Annotated in this window: 19 protein-coding genes, 2 tRNA genes and 2 pseudogenes; 15 read left to right on the top strand and 8 right to left on the bottom strand. The window is 31.6% G+C overall.

Features of this window, described 5'->3' with window-relative positions; all coding sequences use genetic code 11:
* Positions 1–34 precede the first annotated feature (34 nt).
* A tRNA-Ile gene (locus ELQ07_RS00120) sits at positions 35–111 on the top strand.
* Between the two features lie 107 nt (positions 112–218).
* Here the strand turns inward: ELQ07_RS00120 and ELQ07_RS00115 are convergent.
* Positions 219–294: transfer RNA gene (locus ELQ07_RS00115), tRNA-Phe, on the bottom strand.
* 139 nt (positions 295–433) lie between these two features.
* On the opposite strand from ELQ07_RS00115, the gene ELQ07_RS00110 reads away from it, so the two are divergent.
* Positions 434–1,777: a TrkH family potassium uptake protein gene (locus tag ELQ07_RS00110; protein ID WP_002876757.1), complete on the top strand. Its 1,344-nt coding sequence runs from the start codon at positions 434–436 to the stop codon at positions 1,775–1,777.
* Positions 1,778–1,787: 10 nt separating this feature from the next.
* Positions 1,788–2,438, top strand: a complete 651-nt coding sequence (locus ELQ07_RS00105) for a TrkA family potassium uptake protein (RefSeq protein ID WP_002853664.1) — start codon at positions 1,788–1,790, stop codon at positions 2,436–2,438.
* Here the strand turns inward: ELQ07_RS00105 and ELQ07_RS00100 are convergent.
* From ELQ07_RS00100 to gltX, 4 genes are read right to left on the bottom strand one after another with little or no spacing between them, the layout of a single operon-like run.
* On the bottom strand, positions 2,435–3,106 hold the full coding sequence (locus tag ELQ07_RS00100; protein ID WP_002857885.1) for a menaquinone biosynthetic enzyme MqnA/MqnD family protein: 672 nt from the start codon (positions 3,104–3,106) through the stop codon (positions 2,435–2,437). The two genes, ELQ07_RS00105 and ELQ07_RS00100, sit on opposite strands and share 4 nt — an antisense overlap.
* 5 nt (positions 3,107–3,111) lie before the next feature.
* Entirely contained in the window at positions 3,112–3,738 is a 627-nt protein-coding gene (upp, locus tag ELQ07_RS00095; RefSeq protein WP_134224568.1) for a uracil phosphoribosyltransferase, read from the bottom strand.
* Positions 3,735–4,970 (bottom strand): malic enzyme-like NAD(P)-binding protein, encoded by a 1,236-nt coding sequence (locus tag ELQ07_RS00090; RefSeq protein WP_070248757.1) that lies wholly within the window; start codon positions 4,968–4,970, stop codon positions 3,735–3,737. Before ELQ07_RS00090 ends, upp begins: the two co-directional genes overlap by 4 nt.
* Position 4,971: 1 nt before the next feature.
* Positions 4,972–6,363, bottom strand: a complete 1,392-nt coding sequence (gltX, locus tag ELQ07_RS00085; protein WP_052797616.1) for a glutamate--tRNA ligase — start codon at positions 6,361–6,363, stop codon at positions 4,972–4,974.
* Between the two features lie 64 nt (positions 6,364–6,427).
* On the opposite strand from gltX, the gene salC reads away from it, so the two are divergent.
* Positions 6,428–7,243, top strand: coding sequence for a peptidylprolyl isomerase SalC (gene salC, locus ELQ07_RS00080; RefSeq protein WP_070248755.1), 816 nt, complete (start codon positions 6,428–6,430; stop codon positions 7,241–7,243).
* 36 nt (positions 7,244–7,279) lie between these two features.
* Here the strand turns inward: salC and ELQ07_RS00075 are convergent, their stop codons facing one another.
* Positions 7,280–8,611, bottom strand: coding sequence for an acetyl-CoA carboxylase biotin carboxylase subunit (locus ELQ07_RS00075; RefSeq protein WP_002854112.1), 1,332 nt, complete (start codon positions 8,609–8,611; stop codon positions 7,280–7,282).
* A gap of 1 nt (position 8,612) precedes the next feature.
* Positions 8,613–9,068, bottom strand: a complete 456-nt coding sequence (gene accB / locus ELQ07_RS00070; RefSeq protein ID WP_002861982.1) for an acetyl-CoA carboxylase biotin carboxyl carrier protein — start codon at positions 9,066–9,068, stop codon at positions 8,613–8,615.
* A gap of 145 nt (positions 9,069–9,213) precedes the next feature.
* Here accB and dcd point away from each other — a divergent pair, with 145 nt between their 5' ends.
* The 11 genes and pseudogenes from dcd to ELQ07_RS00015 all read left to right on the top strand — a co-directional run bounded on the left by dcd (position 9,214) and on the right by ELQ07_RS00015 (position 18,440).
* On the top strand, positions 9,214–9,774 hold the full coding sequence (gene dcd, locus ELQ07_RS00065; protein ID WP_002861983.1) for a dCTP deaminase: 561 nt from the start codon (positions 9,214–9,216) through the stop codon (positions 9,772–9,774).
* A gap of 49 nt (positions 9,775–9,823) precedes the next feature.
* Complete coding sequence (gene pseB, locus ELQ07_RS00060; RefSeq protein ID WP_038816875.1) at positions 9,824–10,828, top strand: UDP-N-acetylglucosamine 4,6-dehydratase (inverting); 1,005 nt, start codon at positions 9,824–9,826, stop codon at positions 10,826–10,828.
* A 1-nt stretch (position 10,829) separates the two neighbouring features.
* Positions 10,830–11,960, top strand: coding sequence for a UDP-4-amino-4,6-dideoxy-N-acetyl-beta-L-altrosamine transaminase (pseC, locus tag ELQ07_RS00055; protein WP_134224567.1), 1,131 nt, complete (start codon positions 10,830–10,832; stop codon positions 11,958–11,960).
* A pseudogene (locus ELQ07_RS00050) lies at positions 11,953–13,261 on the top strand (DUF4910 domain-containing protein). The gene pseC and the pseudogene ELQ07_RS00050 overlap by 8 nt, the downstream one beginning before the upstream one ends.
* Positions 13,258–14,049, top strand: a complete 792-nt coding sequence (legH, locus tag ELQ07_RS00045) for an N-acetyltransferase LegH (RefSeq protein ID WP_134224566.1) — start codon at positions 13,258–13,260, stop codon at positions 14,047–14,049. Before ELQ07_RS00050 ends, legH begins: the two are co-directional and overlap by 4 nt.
* A gap of 30 nt (positions 14,050–14,079) precedes the next feature.
* Positions 14,080–14,310 (top strand): acyl carrier protein, encoded by a 231-nt coding sequence (locus tag ELQ07_RS00040; protein ID WP_134224565.1) that lies wholly within the window; start codon positions 14,080–14,082, stop codon positions 14,308–14,310.
* Positions 14,307–15,200 carry a class I SAM-dependent methyltransferase gene (locus ELQ07_RS00035; RefSeq protein WP_134224564.1) on the top strand — a complete coding sequence of 298 codons (894 nt, stop codon included), beginning with the start codon at positions 14,307–14,309 and terminating at the stop codon, positions 15,198–15,200. Before ELQ07_RS00040 ends, ELQ07_RS00035 begins: the two co-directional genes overlap by 4 nt.
* Positions 15,193–15,609: a VOC family protein gene (locus ELQ07_RS00030; protein ID WP_052801152.1), complete on the top strand. Its 417-nt coding sequence runs from the start codon at positions 15,193–15,195 to the stop codon at positions 15,607–15,609. Before ELQ07_RS00035 ends, ELQ07_RS00030 begins: the two co-directional genes overlap by 8 nt.
* Entirely contained in the window at positions 15,606–17,168 is a 1,563-nt protein-coding gene (locus ELQ07_RS00025) for an HAD family hydrolase (RefSeq protein WP_134224563.1), read from the top strand. The genes ELQ07_RS00030 and ELQ07_RS00025 overlap by 4 nt, the downstream gene beginning before the upstream one ends.
* A complete protein-coding gene (locus ELQ07_RS00020; protein ID WP_134224562.1) occupies positions 17,158–18,219 on the top strand; it encodes a beta-ketoacyl-ACP synthase III in 1,062 nt (353 codons plus the stop codon). The genes ELQ07_RS00025 and ELQ07_RS00020 overlap by 11 nt, the downstream gene beginning before the upstream one ends.
* Positions 18,219–18,440: an acyl carrier protein gene (locus ELQ07_RS00015; RefSeq protein WP_002786077.1), complete on the top strand. Its 222-nt coding sequence runs from the start codon at positions 18,219–18,221 to the stop codon at positions 18,438–18,440. The genes ELQ07_RS00020 and ELQ07_RS00015 overlap by 1 nt, the downstream gene beginning before the upstream one ends.
* Positions 18,441–18,453: 13 nt before the next feature.
* Here the strand turns inward: ELQ07_RS00015 and ELQ07_RS00010 are convergent.
* Positions 18,454–19,178: pseudogene (locus tag ELQ07_RS00010) on the bottom strand (DUF2920 family protein); the annotation flags it as partial.

Genomic DNA, 19,178 nt, shown 5'->3' with positions numbered 1-19,178 from the left:
AAGATATAATTTTATCTTTTAATTCAACTTAGGCGGATTTATAGCTCAGTTGGTTAGAGCAACCGGCTCATAACCGGTTGGTCGCAGGTTCGAGTCCTGCTAAATCCACCATTCTACATATAAGCTATAGACTCTTTCTTTAAAAAATAACTTTTAGTTCTTTAAATATTTCAATCTTATATAAAAAAGTATGTGATGTGATTTTTCGAAAGATAAAGTGGTGGTTAGAGGCAGAATCGAACTGCCGACACGCAGATTTTCAGTCTGCTGCTCTACCGACTGAGCTATCCAACCACAATGTTTGATAAAGTAAAAATGTAATTGTATCTTTTTTTCTTTAATTTAAGTTTAAATACAAAAATAAAATTTTATTTCCCTTAAAGTTTTAATAAGATAGAATACCCGCTTTAGATCATTATCAAATGGAAATTTTTTGAAACAATTTGGACTAGATAGACGAACTTTTAAAATTTTACTAGCTGGTTATATTATTATTGCATTGTTTGGAGCTTTATTGCTACATTCAAGCTGGGCGCATACAACTCCTATTGATTTTTTGGATGCCTTTTTTACAAGCACATCTGCTGTTAGTATGACAGGATTAGTAGTTAAGAACACTGCGGTTGATTTTACCTTAGCAGGGCAAATTATTATCTTAGCTTTGGTGCAAATTGGCGGTTTAGGATATATGGGTATAGGTTTATTTGTTTATATACTCATACGCAAAAAAGTTGGTTTTAGTGCAAGAAATTTACTAAAAGAGTCTTTATTTTATCCATCAATGGATGGTTTATTTAAATTTTTTAAAAAGGTTTTGCTGTTCATTTTTACTATAGAATTGATAGGTGCTATACTTCTTACCATGCGTTTTGCCCTTGAAATGAATTTTAAGAAAGCTTTATGGTTTGGAATTTTTCATTCTATTAGTGCTTTTAATAATTCTGGATTTACTATATTTGAACATGGACTTATAGCTTATAAACATGATATAGCAATTAATCTTATTATCACTTCTTTGATTATTATTGGAGGGCTTGGATATTTTGTTTTGGTTGAATTATACTTTTTTCAAAGAAAAAAATTGCAAAATTTAAGCCTACATACAAAAATGGTTGTTGTTGCAAGTATTTTTCTTATTTTCTCTTCAACGCTTATTATTTTTGCTTTTGAATACTCAAATCCTCAAACCATAGGACATTTTTCATTTTTTGATAAAATTTTAAGCTCATATTTTATCGCTATTAATTACCGCACAGCAGGATTTAACACCTTAGATATGGGACATTTGCATGATGCAAGCTTATTTTTTGGATCATTGTTTATGGTTATTGGTGGTGCACCAGGTGGAACAGCTGGAGGTATGAAAGTAACAACTGTAATGGTTTTATTACTCTATGCTTATTGGAGTATCCGCGATGGAAGAGTTAGAATTTTTGGACATGAAATTCCAAGAGAAACTATATCTAAAGCTTTTATTATAGCCGTAGGTTCAGCTGTTTATATAGTAATAGCTGTTATTTTGCTTTCCTTGCTAGAGTCAAAATTTGATTTTATAGCCTTGCTTTTTGAAACTTCTTCGGCTTTTGCAACCGTAGGAATTTCAGTAGGAAATGGTGGAACTTTATCTTTATGTGCTTTATTTAGTGATCCTAGCAAGGTGATTATCATCATTATGATGCTAAGTGGCAGGATAGGTGTTTTTGCTTTTTTACTCTCGGTATTCAAACAAGACAAAGCTATTCATTTAAAATTCCCTGAAGGAAAGGTTAATTTATAAAGGTAAAATCGTGAAAAATCTTAATTATGGAATCATAGGACTTGGAAAATTTGGCTCAGTTGTAGCAGATGAACTCATTGCTGGAGGTCATACTGTTATCGTTGCGGATAAAGATGAGGAAGCTTTAAAAAGTATACAAAATCCTCCAAGCTATGCTTATATTTTAGATTCTACAAATATTTCAGCCCTAAAAGAAGCAGGCTTTCATGATGTTGAAGTTGTTATTGTTAGCATAGGAGAAAATGTTGAAAAATCAATCCTTACTCTTATGGCGCTTAAGGATATAGGTGTTAAAAATATCATTGCTAAAGCAACCTCTAATATCCATGGTCAAATTCTTTCTAAGTTAGGCGCAACAAAGGTTATTTATCCTGAAAAAGAAAGTGCTAAAAGACTAGTAAAAGAATTTTTAACTAAAGATGCTGATTATGAAGTTTTTGATCTTTCAGCAAATACTATACGAGCTATTAAGATCAATATAGATGAAAAATTAGCAGGAAATTCTTTAAAACATGTAGCACAAAATATGAAAGTGATTTCTTATAAAAAATTAAATAGCGACTGGGAAATACTACCTGATTTAGAAACCACGACAGTTTATAGTGGAGATGTTGTAATACTCCTTGGAACAGTTAAAGAACTTAGAGAATTTGAACACTAAGCAAGATTTAAAGCCTTACAAGCCTTTACAAAACGCTTTAAGGCTGTTTTTTCTTTGGTAGAAATTTTATGATATATAACTTCATCTAAATAATATCTAACATCTTTTATATCTAAATCCCTTGTTTTGGCATAATTTTGCAGTATATAATAAGGAATTTTAATCTTTGTTTTTGGAAATTTTTTCAAAATTTGTTTATATAAAGCTTTTTTTTGCACACAAGAAAATCTAGCAAAAACAAAAGGCAATCCTGTTTTTTCATGCCATTTTGCACATAAATCGATATATTTAGAAGGATCTTTTAGATAAAGCTTTAAAGCCTTATCACCTATAATTACTTTTCCATCTTGTTTTAATACTTTAGCTAAAGCATTTGAAGTTGCTGAACTTGGATCTTTGGCATTTGATGTATTTTTTTCTACTAATACACTTAAAACTCTTTTATTAGCACAAATACCCAAATCTAAATTTTTATATTTTTTTCTAGCGCTTTCTATGCTTGAAATGATAGCTGCATCAATTCTTCTATAAAATAAATCTTTATTTAGCTTACTTGGAACTCCTTTTTTATACTCCATACTTGCTTTATAACCATTGGGTAAGGGATATTTTTTAAGATATATATGCAAAGGTAAAAGATTAATATAATCAATTTTTCCAAAAATCATCTCTTTTAAAGAGTGTTAAACACTCTATCTCCTGCATCTCCAAGCCCTGGGATAATATAACCTTTTTCATTTAAACCTTCATCAATACAAGCCACAAAAACTTCTACATCATCATGCATTTGGCTAAATTTTTTCAAACCTTGTGGAGCAGCAAGCATGGATATAAATTTTATTTTTTTAACTCCTTGGCTTTTTAAAAAATTACAAGCCTCTATAGCAGTCCCACCTGTAGCAAACATAGGATCTATAACAATAGCAGTGCGTTTTTTTGCATCTTTGGAAAGTTTTTGAAAATAAAAATCCGCCTTTAAAGTCTCTTCATTTCTCACAAATCCCAAAAATCCAACACTTGCATCAGGAATCATCTTAAAAACGCTTTCAAGCATTCCTAGTGCAGCTCTTAAAATAGGACAAATCATAATCTTTTCATCAAGTTTTTTTACCGTGACTTTTTGTATAGGTGTTGAAATTTCAATTTCTTTTAAAGAAAAATCTTTACTCGCTTCAAAAAGCAAAAAAGATGAAATTTCATCGATTAACATACGAAATTGAAAGGGCTTTGTCTCTTTAGCCCTTAAAATTCCTAATTTATGTTCGATCAATGGATGATTGATACAATGAATATTTTTCATTTTAAGCTTTCAAAATAAGCTTTCTCATCAAAATTTTTCACCTTAGCCACACCATCTTTTACCGCAGCTGCTGCTACAGCTGTACTAACTGCAGCTTTTACTCTTTCATCAAAAGGTTTTGGTATAACATAATCTCTTCCAAATTCTAAAGTGCTTAAATTATAAGCTTTTTTAACCGCATCGCTTACAGGAAGTTTTGCAAGATCTGCTAATGCTTTAGCAGCCGCTACTTTCATATTTTCAGTGATTTTACTTGCACGCACATCTAAAGCCCCACGGAAAATAAAAGGAAAACCTAAAACATTATTGATTTGATTTGGATAATCACTTCTTCCTGTTCCTACAATCGCATCTTTTCTAAGTCTAGCCACATCTTCAGGCATCACTTCAGGGATAGGATTTGCCAAAGCAAAAATTACAGGATCTTTTGCCATACTTAAAACCATTTCATCATCAAGAATTTTTGGCGCACTAAGTCCTAGGAAAACATCAGCTCCTTTTAAAACTTCTTTTAAAGTCTTTTCCTTAGAATCAACAGCAAATTCAAGCTTTTGAGGAGTTAAATCATTTCTATCCTTAGAAACAACACCTTTGCTATCTACTAAAATAATATTTTCGACCCCTAAATTTCTATACATCTTAGCACTTGCTATACCTGCGGCACCTGCGCCACTTACAACCACCTTAATGTCTTTAAATTTTTTACCACTTATCTCCATAGCATTCATAAGTCCCGCAGTTGAAATAATAGCCGTTCCATGCTGATCATCATGCATTACAGGAATTCCTAAATCTTGCAAAGCCGCTTCAATTTCAAAACATTTTGGAGCAGCTATATCTTCTAAATTTATCCCACCCACAGTCGGAGCCAAAGCCTTACAAAAATTTACAATCTCTTCTATACTATGAACATCAATTTCTATATCATAAGCATTGACATTTGCAAATTTTTTAAACAAACAAGCCTTACCTTCCATAACAGGTTTTGAAGCCTGTGCTCCTATGTTTCCAAGTCCTAAAACAGCAGAACCATCACTAACTATAGCTACTAAATTAGCCTTATTTGTATAAGTATAAGCAAGCTCATTATCTTTAGCGATTTCAAGGCAAGGTTCTGCAACTCCTGGGCTATACGCCAAAGATAGATCATGACTTGTAGCCATTGGCTTACTTGGTACAATATCAATTTTCCCACCTAAATGGTATTTTAAAGCTTCTTCTTTTAAATTCATTTTATTTTCCTCTAACTTTTAAAAAATTTTCTATTCTTTTTTTACACTCATCAACCCCTAAAAATTCTAATACTTCAAAAATACTAGGACTTACCGCACTCCCTGTTAAAGCTATGCGTATAGGCTGAGCCAAATCTTTTAACTTTGCTTCTTTTTTTTCTAAAAAATCATTTGTAAAATCTTCAAAATCTTTACCTGTTTTTTGATCTTTAAGTGTATTAGCAAATGCTTGGAGCAATTCTAAATTATTTTCGTTAACAAATTTTTGCACTGCATTTTCATCATAATTTTGCGGTGCATTAACTATGCTTTTTGCACTATTGATAATATCATGCAAGGTTTTTGCACGCTCTCTTAATAAATCAAGTAAAAATCCTGCCTTTTCATAAACAGATAAATCAAAGCCAAGATCTTTAAGCTGACGGTTAATCTCTTCAAAAGGCAAAGTTTTAATATAATGAGCATTAAGCCATTCAAGCTTTTTAGCATTATAACAAGATGCGCTTTTATTAATATGATAAGGATCAAAAAGTTTTTTCAAATCTTCTAGTGAAAAAACCTCGTCATCACCATGACTCCAACCTAAACGCACAAGAAAATTAAGCAAAGCTTGAGGTAAAATTCCCATTTCTTTGTATTCCATAACATCAGTTGCTCCATGTCTTTTTGAAAGCTTTTTACCATCTTCTCCATGTATCATAGCCACATGAAAAAATTTAGGAATTTTAAAACCCAATGCTTCATAAAGCACAATTTGTTTAGGAGTATTTGAAAGATGATCATCCCCACGAATCACATCACTTACCCCCATTAAAGCATCATCAATAACAACAGTAAAATTATAAGTTGGAGTTCCATCACTTCTTGCAATAATAAAATCATCCATTATATCCTCTGCTTTAAATCTTACCTCGCCTTTAACCCCATCTTCAAAAACAATCTCGCCACTTTGAGGCGCTTTAATACGCACAACAGGTTCTATACCCTGAGGTGGCGTGCCTGTAAATTCTCTATATCTTCCATCATATCTTGGGCGCTCTTTGGCGGCTTCTTGCTTGGCGCGCAATTCTTCTAATTCTTCTTTACTCATATAACAATAATACGCCTTGCCTTCATCTAAAAGCTTTTTGACATATTCTTTATAAAGATCAAAACGCTCTGATTGGTAAGTTACTTCTCCATCATGTTCTAAACCGCACCATTTAAAAGCTTCGATAATTGCTTTAGTAGCTTCTTTAGAATTTCTTTTTAAATCCGTATCTTCAATACGAAGTAAAAAATTTCCACCATTTTTTCTAGCGTATAAATAATTATAAAGAGCTGTTCTAAGTCCACCTATGTGCAAATACCCTGTTGGGCTTGGAGCAAAACGCGTTGTAAGTTTTTCGTGCATTTTTTGCCTTTTCTTAAATTTTTATTGATATAATGCGATATTTATACTTAAATAAAGGTTTGAAATGAAAAAAATTTTATTAAGTTTTGCATTTTTTGCAAGTTTAGCTAGCGCAAATACCATTAATGCTATAGCTGTAGTTGTAGACAAAGAGCCTATCACAACTTATGATATAGATCAAACTATGAAAGCACTTAAAATTGATAGAAATAAAGCTTTAGGCGTACTCATCAATGAAAAAATGGAAATTTCACAAATGAAACAACTAGGTATTGTAGTCAATGATCTAGAGCTTGATGATGCTATAAATAAAATGCTTGCTCAAAACAAAACCACTTTAAATGCTTTCAAAGCAAATTTAAAATCCAAAAATCAAAGCTATGAACAATTTCATGCAAATTTTAAAAAAGATTTAGAAAAAAGAAAACTTTATGAAAAAATCGCAAGTATGGCAAAAACTGATTTTAGTGATGATGGAGCAAAAAAATTTTTCGAACAAAATAAAGATAAATTCACTTTTTATACACAAATTAATGTAAATATTTATGTATTAAATAATCCTCAAACTTTAGAAAATATCAAAAATACAAAAAAAACAATCCTTAAACCACAAAATGCATCTTTAAACACAAGCAATGCCGATCCAAGACTTTTAGGGCTTTTATCGCAAATTCCTGTTGGAGGCTTTTCCCCTGTTTTAAATGGAAAAAATGGCTATGAGCTTTATGAAGTTAAAAGCAAAGATGGAGCACAAACTCCTGAATATGAGCAAGTTAAAAATGAAGTTTTAAACGCTTATGTAAGCGAACAAAGACAAAATTTTATACAAGATTATTTTGATAAACTCCGCTCTAAAATCAATATAGAATATTTAAGATAAAAATTACAATTAAAATTTCCCTTTAATAGGGAAGTTTTAATGTCTTGCAAGATAATTTGTATCGTAGTTATTGTTAATAAAATCAGGATTTTCCATCATAGAAAGATGAAAATCTTTGGTTGTTTTTATCCCACTTATAAGCAACTCATCTAAAGCTACTTTCATTTTTGCAATAGCTTTATTGCGATCTTCTGCCCAAACTACAAGTTTGCCTATCATAGAATCATAATAAGGAGGCACGCTGTAATCTTGATAACAATGACTTTCCATTCTTACATTGCGTCCTGCTGGTGGAATGTATTTAGTAATCTTACCTGGACTTGGCAAGAAAGTTTTAGAATCTTCAGCTGTAATTCTACATTCTATAGAATGCCCATTAAGCTTAATACTTTCTTGAGATGGTAAGGCATAACCTTCTGCTACCTTAATCATTTGTTCTATGATATCAATCCCACTTACCATTTCACTTACACAGTGTTCAACTTGCAAACGTGTATTCATTTCTATAAAATAAAAGTCTAAATTTTTATCAACTAAAAACTCAAAAGTTCCCGCACCTTCATATCCTATAGCTTTGGCTGCCTTAATAGCAGTTTCATGAAGCCTAGTGCGTGTTTTTTCATCAAGCAAAATCGCGGGAGATTCTTCGATAAGTTTTTGATGGCGTCTTTGCATAGAACAATCTCTTTCACCCACATGAATCACATTACCAAAACTATCTCCTATAACCTGCACTTCTATATGGCGCGGATTTTGAATATATTTTTCCATATACATAGTTCCATCGCCAAATGCTGTCATAGCCTCGCTTTCAGCCGACCAATACGCTTTCTCAAGATCTTTTTCATTTTCAACCACACGCATACCACGACCACCACCACCTGCAGCTGCTTTTAAAATCACAGGATAGCCTATTTCTTTAGCAAGTTTTTTAGCTGCTTCAGCTCCTGCTAAAGCCCCATCACTTCCTGGGATTACAGGCACGCCTGCTCTTTGCATTACTTGTTTAGCTTTTGATTTATCACTCATTAAATTCATAGCCTCTACAGAAGGACCTATGAATTTAATGTTATGTTTAGCACAAATTTCAACAAAATTTTGATTTTCACTTAAAAATCCATATCCTGGAAAAATCGCATCTGCTTCAGCAATTTCAGCTGCTGTGATAATAGCTGGGATATTTAAATAACTTTCAGAACTTCTTGCTTTTCCTATACAAATGCTTGCATCAGCGTATTTTAAATATAAAGCATCTTTATCTGCTTCAGAATACACACAAATTGCTTTTTTACCCATTTCTTTAATCGTTCTTAAAGCGCGTAGTGCTATTTCTCCACGATTAGCAATTAATATGCTTTTAATTTCCATTTTATAATTTCTCCACCGCAAATAAAGGCATTCCAAATTCTACAGGCTGACCATCAGCAACTAAAATTTCAGCAATCCTGCAATCAAATTCCGCTTCAATTTCATTCATGATTTTCATCGCTTCGATAATAGCTATAGTATCGCCTTTTTTAACCGTGCTACCCACTTTTACAAAAGGTGCTGCACCTGGGCTTGGAGCTTGATAGAAAGTTCCCACCATAGGGCTGTTTATACTTGGCTTGTTTGATTTTGCATTTTGGCTAGGTTGAGCTTCATTTACAACACTTACATTGATAGGTTGTGGAGCTGGAACTGGAGGACAAACAGGAGCTGGAACATCGCAACACATATCTCTTTCAAGTTCTATTTCAAAACCATCTTGTTCTTTGATCTTAATTTTACTAATATTTGCTTCAGCAAAAAGATTTACTAACTCTTTAATTTCTTCTTTTGTCATAAAATTCTCCTAAAATTTAAGAACTTAATCTTGTATTATATAAAAAAACTTAAAATTTAACTTTAAAAAAGAAAAAAATCATAAAAAATATAGATTTTTTAGGTTATAATCCTTATAAAAAATTACAAATATTAAAAGGTTAAAAATGGGCTTAAAAGCAGATAACTGGATAAGAAAAATGGCATTAGAATACAAGATGATCGAGCCATTTTGCGAAGCAAATATAGGAAAAGGTGTAATAAGCTATGGACTTTCAAGTTATGGCTACGATATACGCGTAGGGCGTGAGTTTAAAATTTTTACCAATGTTAATTCAACCGTAGTAGATCCAAAAAATTTCGTAGAAGAAAATGTAGTAGATTTTGAAGGCGATGTATGTATAGTTCCTGCAAATTCTTTTGCCCTAGCTAGAACTATAGAGTATTTTAAAATGCCTGATGATGTCTTAGCTATTTGTCTTGGCAAAAGCACTTATGCAAGATGTGGCATCATCGTCAATGTTACCCCTTTTGAACCGGGTTTTGAAGGACATATCACTATAGAAATTTCAAACACTACACCTTTACCTGCAAAAATTTATGCTAATGAAGGCATAGCACAAGTGTTGTTTTTACAAGGCGATGAAAAATGCGACACCACTTATAAAGACAAAAAAGGCAAGTATCAAGCCCAAACTGGCATAACCTTGCCAAGAATTTTAAAATAGGAACACTTGTTGCTTTAATTTTAAAAAAACTTAAGCAAAGGAAGGCAAAATGTTTAACGGAAAAAATATCTTAATCACAGGCGGAACAGGCTCTTTTGGAAAAACCTATACTAAGGTTTTGCTAGAAAACTATAAACCTAATAAAATCATCATTTATTCTCGTGATGAGCTCAAACAATTTGAAATGGCAAGCGTTTTTAATGCTCCTTGTATGCGTTATTTTATAGGAGATGTAAGAGATAAAGAGCGTTTAAGTGCTGCTATGCGTGATGTGGATTTTGTTATACATGCTGCCGCGATGAAGCATGTGCCTATTGCTGAATATAACCCTATGGAATGTATAAAAACCAATATCCACGGTGCGCAAAATGTTATCGATGCTTGTTTTGAAAATGGGGTTAAAAAATGTATCGCTCTTAGCACAGATAAGGCTTGCAATCCTGTAAATTTATACGGTGCAACCAAACTTGCAAGCGACAAGCTTTTTGTCGCTGCAAACAATATAGCAGGTAACAAACAAACACGCTTTGGTGTTACAAGATATGGCAATGTTGTAGGCTCAAGAGGATCAGTGGTGCCTTTTTTTAAAAAACTCATCAGTGAAGGAGCTAAAGAACTTCCTATCACTGATACAAGAATGACTCGTTTTTGGATCAGCCTTGAAGATGGAGTAAAATTTGTGCTGAGTAATTTTGAAAGAATGCATGGAGGAGAAATTTTCATCCCTAAAATTCCTTCTATGAAAATCACCGATCTAGCCCATGCTTTAGCTCCTAATTTAAGCCATAAAATCATAGGTATAAGAGCAGGAGAAAAACTACATGAAATCATGATTTCAAGCGATGATAGTCATTTAACCTATGAATTTGAAAACTACTATGCTATAAGCCCGAGTATTAAATTTGTAGATAAAGATAATGACTTTAGTATCAATGCCCTAGGTGAAAAAGGACAAAAAGTAAAAGATGGTTTTTCTTATAGCTCGGATAATAATCCTTTATGGGCAAGTGAAAAAGAACTTTTAGAAATCATCAATCACACCGAAGGTTTTTAAAATGCTTACTTATTCTCATCAAAACATCGATCAAAGTGATATAGATACACTTATAAAAGCTTTAAAAGATGAAATTTTAACAGGGGGTAAAAAGGTAGATGAATTTGAAGAAGCCCTTTGTGAATATGTGGATGTAAAATACGCTTGTGTGTTAAACTCAGCCACTTCAGCCCTTCATCTTGCCTACACAGCACTAGGTGTCCAAGAAAAAATCGTTTTAACCACTCCTTTAACCTTCGCTGCTACAGCTAATGCGGCCTTAATGGCTGGGGCCAAGGTAGAGTTTATCGACATTAAAAACGATGGCAATATTGATGAAAAAAAACTAGAAGCAAGACTTTTAAAAGATAGTGAAAATATAGGAGTTATTAGCGTAGTGGATTTTGCGGGCAATAGCGTTGAAATGGATGAAATTTCAAACCTTGCTAAAAAATATAATATTCCTTTAATCGATGATGCAAGCCATGCTTTAGGCGCTTTGTATAAAAGTGAAAAAGTAGGGAAAAAAGCCGATCTTTCTATCTTTTCTTTTCACCCTGTTAAGCCTATTACCACTTTTGAAGGCGGGGCTGTGGTGAGTGATAATGAAGAGCTTATCGCTAAAATCAAGCTTTTAAGAAGTCACGGCATAATTAAAAAAAGACTTTGGGATAGCGATATGGTAGAACTTGGCTATAATTACCGCTTAAGTGATGTTGCTTGTGCTTTAGGGATAAATCAGCTTAAAAAACTCGATCACAATCTTGGAAAAAGAGAAGAAATCGCAAGTTTTTATGATAAGGAATTTGAAAAAAATCCTTATTTTTCCACGATAAAAATCAAAGATTATAAAAAAAGTTCAAGACATTTGTATCCTATTTTGCTTTTTCCTGAATTTTATTGTCAAAAAGAAGAGCTTTTTGAAAGCTTACTTCATGCAGGAATTGGCGTACAGGTACATTATAAACCAACTTATGAGTTTAGTTTTTATAAAAAACTCTTAGGAGAAATAAAACTCCAAAATGCGGATAATTTTTACAAAGCCGAGCTTAGCATACCTTGTCATCAAGAAATGAATCTAAAAGATGCAAAATTTATAAAAGATACTTTATTTAGCATTCTTGAAAAAGTTAAAAAGGGATATTGTGGATAAGCTAGACTTTAGAGGTCAAGATTTTAGCCAAACCGGAAAGGCTATGTATGAACTAGCTTGTGAACTTTTTCCTATCGCTAGGAGTATCACAGGGCAAGGTTTTAGAGATAGCTTAGAAATTTTAAATAAAACTCTGGGGGGGGGGTATACTCAAATTTCACTCTATAAAAAGTGGTACAAAGGTTTTTGACTGGATAGTCCCTGATGAATGGAATGTTAAAGAAGCCTATATCATCACTCCAGAGGGAGAAAAAATTTGTGATTTTAAAAAGCATAATTTACACCTTCTAAACTATAGCGAAGCCATCGATCAAGAAATCGAACTAGAAGAGCTTCAAGATCATCTTTACTCCATAGAAGAAATACCTGATGCCATTCCTTACGTAACGAGTTACTATAAAAGGCGTTGGGGATTTTGTCTCACACACAATGAAAGAAAAAAACTTAAAAAAGGCAAATACAAAGTCTATATCGATGCGAAACATGATGAAAATGGGGTTTTAGATTATGCTGATTTTATCCTACCAAGTACGCAAAATTCAAAAGATGAAATTTTAATTTCAACCTATCTTTGCCACCCTTCCATGGCAAATAATGAGCTTAGCGGGCCTGTGGTAGCTATTTTTCTAGCAAAATGGCTTTTGAGTTTAAAAGAAAGAAGATATAATTACCGCTTTGTCATCATCCCTGAAACCATAGGCTCTATAGTCTATCTTAGTAAACATTTAGAACATTTAAAAAAACATGTTAAAGCAGGCTTTGTGCTTTCTTGCTTAGGCGATGATCATGCTTACTCACTCATACACACGCCTAAAGAAAATACTCTAAGCGATAAAGTCGCCCTGCATACGCTTAAAAATAAAGAAAATTTCAAAGCTTTTAGTTTTTTAGATCGTGGAAGCGATGAAAGACAATACAATGCTCCGCTTGTAAATCTTGGTATAGTAGGAGTATGTCGCACAAGGTATGGTGATTATGATGGATATCATAACTCAAAAGATGATCTCAATTTTATCTCTGAAAAAGGTTTAATGGGTGGACTTCAAAGCATGCAAGAAATAATTTTAAATCTAGAAATCAACGCCGTATATGAAAACACCATAGTATGCGAACCCAATCTTGGCAAAAGAGGACTATATCATACCCTTAGCACTGCCAATGACATTCCTTTAGCTTGTAATTTTCTAGCTTACTGCGATGGAGAGAATGATATCATCGATATAGCCAATATCTTAAATATGCAAGCTTATAAATTTAAAGAACTTTTGGAAAAAATAAAATTTTATGGACTAGTAAAATGAAATATTTTTTAGAACACAATGGCAAAAAATACTCCGATAAAGATTTAATAGATGCTTTTTATCAACTAGGTATAAAAAGGGGTGATATTTTATGCGTACATACAGAACTTTTTAACTTTGGCATGCCTTTGCTTTCTAGAAATGAATTTTTACAGACTATACTCAATTGTTTTTTTGAAGTTATAGGCAAAGAAGGCACTTTGATCATGCCAACCTTTACTTATAGTTTTTGTAAAAATGAAGTTTATGACAAAATAAATTCCAAAACAAAAATGGGAGCATTAAATGAATATTTTCGCAAACAAACAGGAGTAAAACGCACAAATGATCCTATATTTTCTTTTGCTATAAAAGGAGCAAAAGAAGAATTATTTTTAAAAGATACAACAAGTTGTTTTGGAGAAAATTGTGTTTATGAGGTTTTAACCAAAGAGAATGGAAAATATATGACATTTGGAGGCCAAGGGCATACACTAACACATTATGCAGAAGAACAATTTAATGTATTTTACAGATATCATAAAATTTTCTCTGGAATTTTAATTGATGAAAACAATATATCATACAATAAAACCATTAGTTATTATGTTAGAAAACTTGACATATCTTCTGAACCCAATTTAATTAACATTATCAATATTGTTAATAGTACTAAAAATTTTAAAAAAAATAATTTTGCAGGAGATCATATAAACATTTACAACGCTAAAGAATATATAGAAATTTTATGGGAAAAATTAGATACAAACCAAACAATTCTAATAGAAAATTATGATACAATATATTAATTTTCAACATTCTTAAGAAAGTGCTATACAATGGAAAAACAATTTTATGAAATTTTAGAAAATATACTTGAAACCAAAGTAGATGAAAATACAAATTTAAACATGGAAAATTGCAAGAACTGGACTTCTTTAGCTCATATTGATATCATCATGAGTTTAGAAGAAGAATTTGAAATCAAATTTAGCAAAGAAGATTTAAGTCTCTTAAAATCCCAAAACGCTTTACTAGAAAAAATTCAAACCCTAAAGGCCAAAAAATGAAAGAAAATATTGAAAAATTATTTCAAGCCATTGCTCAAAAAAATCCTATCCATTCTAAATATCTTAAAAAAATTGAATTTTCACAAGAAGACGAAGAAGAATTTGATAAATTAATTTCTTATTATATTCAAGATGGTATCAACATAGAAGAACAATGCGATTGTTATTTATTGATCCTTAACGATACTTTAGAAGAAACAAAATTTTTCATAGAAAATGGGACTTATCGTTATTCTAACTTTGATGAAGTTAAGGATAAAGTTTATTTTAATGAAAGCTATATGAAACAATACATGATAGGCTTAGCTCTTTCTTCTTTTGTTTGGATAGCTCATATTAAAGTGAGAAAGTATTTTTCACAATATTTGCAAAATTTCACTCCAAAAACAACTTATTTTGAAATAGGCCCTGGTCATGGAGAATATTTTGCAAGAGCAGTTAAAAGTGGTAAATTTTCCGCCTTTTATGGACTTGATATCTCTCCAACGAGTTGCGAACTTACTCAAAAGATGGTAAAACAACAAATAGGAGAACTGATTACAAAATGTGATTTTTTATGTCAAGATTTTTTTACTTATGATTTTGATAAAAAAGCTGATTTGATAGCGATTGGAGAAGTGCTAGAACATGTAGAAAAACCTCTTGAATTTCTTAAAAGATCTAAAGAGCTTCTTAGTGATGGAGGAGAAATTTTTGCAACTATTCCTATCAATGCTCCTGCTATTGATCATATTTATTTATTTTCCCATCCTGATGAAGTTAAAGATTTAATAGAAAAATCGGGCTTAAAGCTTAAGACTTATGAATGTTTTATGGCAAATGATTATAGTTTAGAAAAAGCATTGAAATTTAAAAATGCTATCACTATGGCAGTAGTTTTAAATGCTTGATAAAACACTCAATTTACCCCTTCATCATATAGGTGTGGCTTGTAAAAATTTAGAAAAAGAAAGGGAATGTTTTTTTAAACTAGGTTTTTACAAAGAAGCAGAATTTATAGATGAAAAACAAGGAGTAAGAGGCGAATTTATCATTCCTTGCAATGAAGCATTTCCACAGTATAGATTTGAACTTTTGCAAAATTTAAACGATAAAGGTCCACTAGATAGCTATTTGAAAAATAATACCAAAATGTATCATTTAGCCTATGAAAGTAAAAATATCGCCCAAGATTTAATTCTTTTAGAACAACAAGGAGGCATTTGCATTGTTCCTATTATGCAAGCAAGCTATTTTGCTAAACTTTGTTTTATCATGATGCCAAATAGGCTTTTAATCGAACTTGTGGAGCTAAAATGAATCTTTTCTCGCCTCATTTAAAACGCAATGAGCTTATAAAATTTGCCAAAGAATTAGACTTTAGTAAAAGTCAAGATCTTCTTATCAATATCCATAGAAATCATGCTTTTGAAGGAGTGCAAAGTATCATTGCTCCTTTTTTACATTTTGCCAATTTAAGAGCTGAGTTTAATTTCAGCTCTTATGATGATAGCTTGAGTTTTGATAATTTTAAAGAAGCTAATTTAGAACTTTTATGGCTGGATTTAACCCGCTATAAAAATAATGTGCAAAATTTTCTAGAAGAAAAACTTCTAGAATTAAGAAAAATTTCACAAAACCCTATTTTAGTCCTTAGTTTAGGAGAATTTAAAACAGATAAAAAAATTTTAAATTGCGAAATTTTCAACATAGAAAAACTCATAAAAGAGTATTTTGATGAAGAAGATATTTTAGACCTAGCTAAAGAAGAACTTACAGGCTCTAAGCTTAATAATAAAGCCTTGATTTTCTTAGCACAAATTTTAGGACTCAGTCTCATTCCTGCACTCATAAAACCTGCTCTTAAAGCTCTTGTGCTTGATCTTGATAATACCTTGTATCAAGGAATTTTAGGTGAAGAGGGTATAGATAATCTTAATTTAAGTCCTTTGCACAAAACCTTACAAGAAAAAATTAAAACTTTTAAAAAACAAGGCTTTTTACTTGCCCTAGCTTCAAAAAATGAAGAAAAAGACGCAAAAAAACTTTTTGAAACAAGGAAAGATTTCATCTTACAATGGGATGATTTTGATGCTAGAATGATCAATTGGGAGCCAAAAGGTGAAAATATCTTAAAAATTGCTAAAAAATTTAATATAAATACTAACGCTATGCTTTTTATAGATGATAATATCGCCGAGCTTGAAAATACCAAATTTACAGGTGTTAAAACACTTTTATGTGATGAAAATATACTTTATAAAATCAAGCTTTTTCCTAATCTTTTAAAACTTTCAAATACCAAAGAAGATCAAATTCGTGCCAAAGATATAGCAGCCAATGCTTTAAGAGAAGAGCTTAAAAGCTTAAGTGATGAAGAATATTTTCAAAATCTTGAAATCAGCTTAAATTTTAGCAAAAATGATCTACAAAATATCCCTCGCATTAGCGAACTTTTAGGCAAAACCAATCAATTTATCGCTAATTACACACGCTTAAATCAAGAAAAAGTCGCACAATATATGCAAAAAGAACTCATTGTAAGTGTGAGCATGAGTGATAAATTAAGCGATAGTGGGATTATCGCTATTTTTGTTTTTTCTTGCAAAGAAGGAAATTTATTTATCGATGATCTTTGTATTTCTTGTAGGGCTTTAGGTAGAAAACTTGAAACTAGAATGTTTTTTAAAGCCTTTGAACTAGCTTTAAAATTCTTCAATCTTAAAAACAATAATGCAAGGCTTTATTATCAAAAAGGCGAAAGAAATATGCCATTTTTAAGCTTTTTAGAACAAATTTCTAAAGAAATTGAAAAAAACTCAGCCCTTGTTTCATTTCAAAATTTAAATTTTAAAGGACTTATAATCCATGAAAACTAAATTTGATAAAGCCAAAATTTCAGGCATTTGCGTAAGCGTACCTGAACATAAAATTTGCATTGATGATGAGTTAGAGAACGTTTTTTCAAACGATATTAAAACCCTTAAAAGAATGAAAAAAGTCATAGGTTTAAACACGCGTTATATTTGCGATGAAAACACTTGCGTAAGTGATCTTGGAAAACACGCAGCCAATACACTTTTGCAAGGTTTAAATATAGATAAAAATAGCCTTGATGCACTCATCGTAGTAACTCAAAGTCCTGATTTTTTCATGCCTTCTACGGCTTGTTATTTACATCGGCTTTTAAATTTAAGCTCTAAAACCATAGCTTTTGATTTAGGACAAGCTTGTGCAGGATATTTATACGGCTTATTTGTCGCTCATTCTTTAATACAAAGTGGCTTAGGTAAAATTTTACTCATTTGCGGGGATACTTTAAGCAAATTCATCCATCCTAAAAATATGAATTTAGCCCCTATTTTTGGCGATGGAGTAAGTGCAACTTTGATTGAAAAAACGGATTTTAATGAAGCTTTTTTTGAGCTTGGAAGTGATGGAAAATATTTTGATAAACTCATCATTCCAAAAGGTGCGATGAGAATACCTAAAGCAGATATTTTTAACGATGATTCGCTCATGCAAACTGAGGAGTTTAGACAATTAGAAAATCTTTACATGGACGGAGCAAATATTTTTAATATGGCTTTAGAATGCGAACCTAAAAGCTTTAAAGAAATTTTAGAATTTTCCAAGGTAGAAGAAAAAGACATTGCTTTTCATCTTTTTCATCAATCTAATGCGTATTTGATTGATTGTATTAAAGAAGAATTAAAACTTAATGATGATAAAGTTCCTAATTTCATCATGGAAAAATACGCTAATTTAAGTGCTTGTTCACTACCTGCCCTACTTTGCGAGTTAGATACTCCAAAAGAATTTAAAGCGAGTTTAAGTGCTTTTGGCGCAGGGCTTAGTTGGGGAAGTGCGGTGCTAAATTTCAAGGATTTATACACAAAAGATATTTTAATTTACACAAAGGAGAAATAATGACAAAAACTGAATTTTTAGAAGAGCTTAAAGAAGCTATGCATAGAGATGAAGACTTAAATGAAGATATGCTACTTGATGATATAGATGAGTGGGATAGTTTGGCTTTTGTATCTGTGATGGTGCTTTATAAAAATCTTTTTGCTTTAAAAATCACAGCCGAGGACTTGAAAAATTGTCAAAAAGTGAGTGATTTAATCGATTTAGCAAAGCTTGATTAAAACCTTTAAGGTTTTAATCTTTTATCTCTAATTTAAATTTATCTCCCACATCTTTAAAAGTAAATACTTTATTTCCACAAGGATAAGAGATGGAATTTTCTTGTATTAAAGATTTTCTTCCTTGTAGTTTTTCAAGCATTAAAGGAAGTTCTTTTCTAAATAAGGCTTTATCAGGTATACCACAACCATGATCTAAATTTTTAATAAATTTTCCATCAATTTTATTTTCATCTATCAAATTTAAGCTTACATCATATCCTAAAATTTTTAATATTTGCATGGTTTGTTCTTTAAAATTTGCTGGAGTTAGAGGATCTTCTTTGCTATGATAACTCACATAAATGATATTTTTATTTTTTTGACTTTGTAAAATCAAATGATCTTTATTTAACAATGTTCTAATAAAATAATTTTCATTATTAAAAAAATAAGGTGAATTTTCTTTACGTGTCCAGTGGGTCTTTAGAAAACATTCTATTAGAGTATTTGGATCATTAAATACATAATCACAACCGCCTTCCATTTCTCTTCCTAAAATATAAATCAAAGGAGGTAAGGCGGATCCTGAATTATCAATCACACCATCCACATACCAAGGAGCTATTTTTGCTATGAGTAAAGATAAGTATCCTCCATAAGACCCCCCCCCCATAAATTTTTGGTAAATCTGCAAATTTTGGAAAGCGTTTAACTAAATCTTTTAAAGCATTAATATGATCAATAGCTGCCATAATACCA

Origin of the sequence: Campylobacter sp. US55 (assembly GCF_004378955.1) — a bacterium.
In the GTDB taxonomy this organism is placed as follows: Bacteria; Campylobacterota; Campylobacteria; order Campylobacterales; family Campylobacteraceae; genus Campylobacter_D; species Campylobacter_D jejuni.
This window is presented reverse-complemented; position numbering and strand designations above follow the sequence as displayed.

Coding starts and splice junctions, on each gene's coding strand:
- ELQ07_RS00100 (WP_002857885.1), bottom strand. CDS start 3,106: ATGATTTTTGGAAAAATTGATTATATTAATCTTTTACCTTTGCATATA.
- upp (WP_134224568.1), bottom strand. CDS start 3,738: ATGAAAAATATTCATTGTATCAATCATCCATTGATCGAACATAAATTA.
- ELQ07_RS00090 (WP_070248757.1), bottom strand. CDS start 4,970: ATGAATTTAAAAGAAGAAGCTTTAAAATACCATTTAGGTGGGAAAATT.
- gltX (WP_052797616.1), bottom strand. CDS start 6,363: ATGCACGAAAAACTTACAACGCGTTTTGCTCCAAGCCCAACAGGGTAT.
- salC (WP_070248755.1), top strand. CDS start 6,428: ATGAAAAAAATTTTATTAAGTTTTGCATTTTTTGCAAGTTTAGCTAGC.
- ELQ07_RS00075 (WP_002854112.1), bottom strand. CDS start 8,611: ATGGAAATTAAAAGCATATTAATTGCTAATCGTGGAGAAATAGCACTA.
- accB (WP_002861982.1), bottom strand. CDS start 9,068: ATGACAAAAGAAGAAATTAAAGAGTTAGTAAATCTTTTTGCTGAAGCA.
- dcd (WP_002861983.1), top strand. CDS start 9,214: ATGGGCTTAAAAGCAGATAACTGGATAAGAAAAATGGCATTAGAATAC.
- pseB (WP_038816875.1), top strand. CDS start 9,824: ATGTTTAACGGAAAAAATATCTTAATCACAGGCGGAACAGGCTCTTTT.
- pseC (WP_134224567.1), top strand. CDS start 10,830: ATGCTTACTTATTCTCATCAAAACATCGATCAAAGTGATATAGATACA.
- legH (WP_134224566.1), top strand. CDS start 13,258: ATGAAATATTTTTTAGAACACAATGGCAAAAAATACTCCGATAAAGAT.
- ELQ07_RS00040 (WP_134224565.1), top strand. CDS start 14,080: ATGGAAAAACAATTTTATGAAATTTTAGAAAATATACTTGAAACCAAA.
- ELQ07_RS00035 (WP_134224564.1), top strand. CDS start 14,307: ATGAAAGAAAATATTGAAAAATTATTTCAAGCCATTGCTCAAAAAAAT.
- ELQ07_RS00030 (WP_052801152.1), top strand. CDS start 15,193: ATGCTTGATAAAACACTCAATTTACCCCTTCATCATATAGGTGTGGCT.
- ELQ07_RS00025 (WP_134224563.1), top strand. CDS start 15,606: ATGAATCTTTTCTCGCCTCATTTAAAACGCAATGAGCTTATAAAATTT.
- ELQ07_RS00020 (WP_134224562.1), top strand. CDS start 17,158: ATGAAAACTAAATTTGATAAAGCCAAAATTTCAGGCATTTGCGTAAGC.
- ELQ07_RS00015 (WP_002786077.1), top strand. CDS start 18,219: ATGACAAAAACTGAATTTTTAGAAGAGCTTAAAGAAGCTATGCATAGA.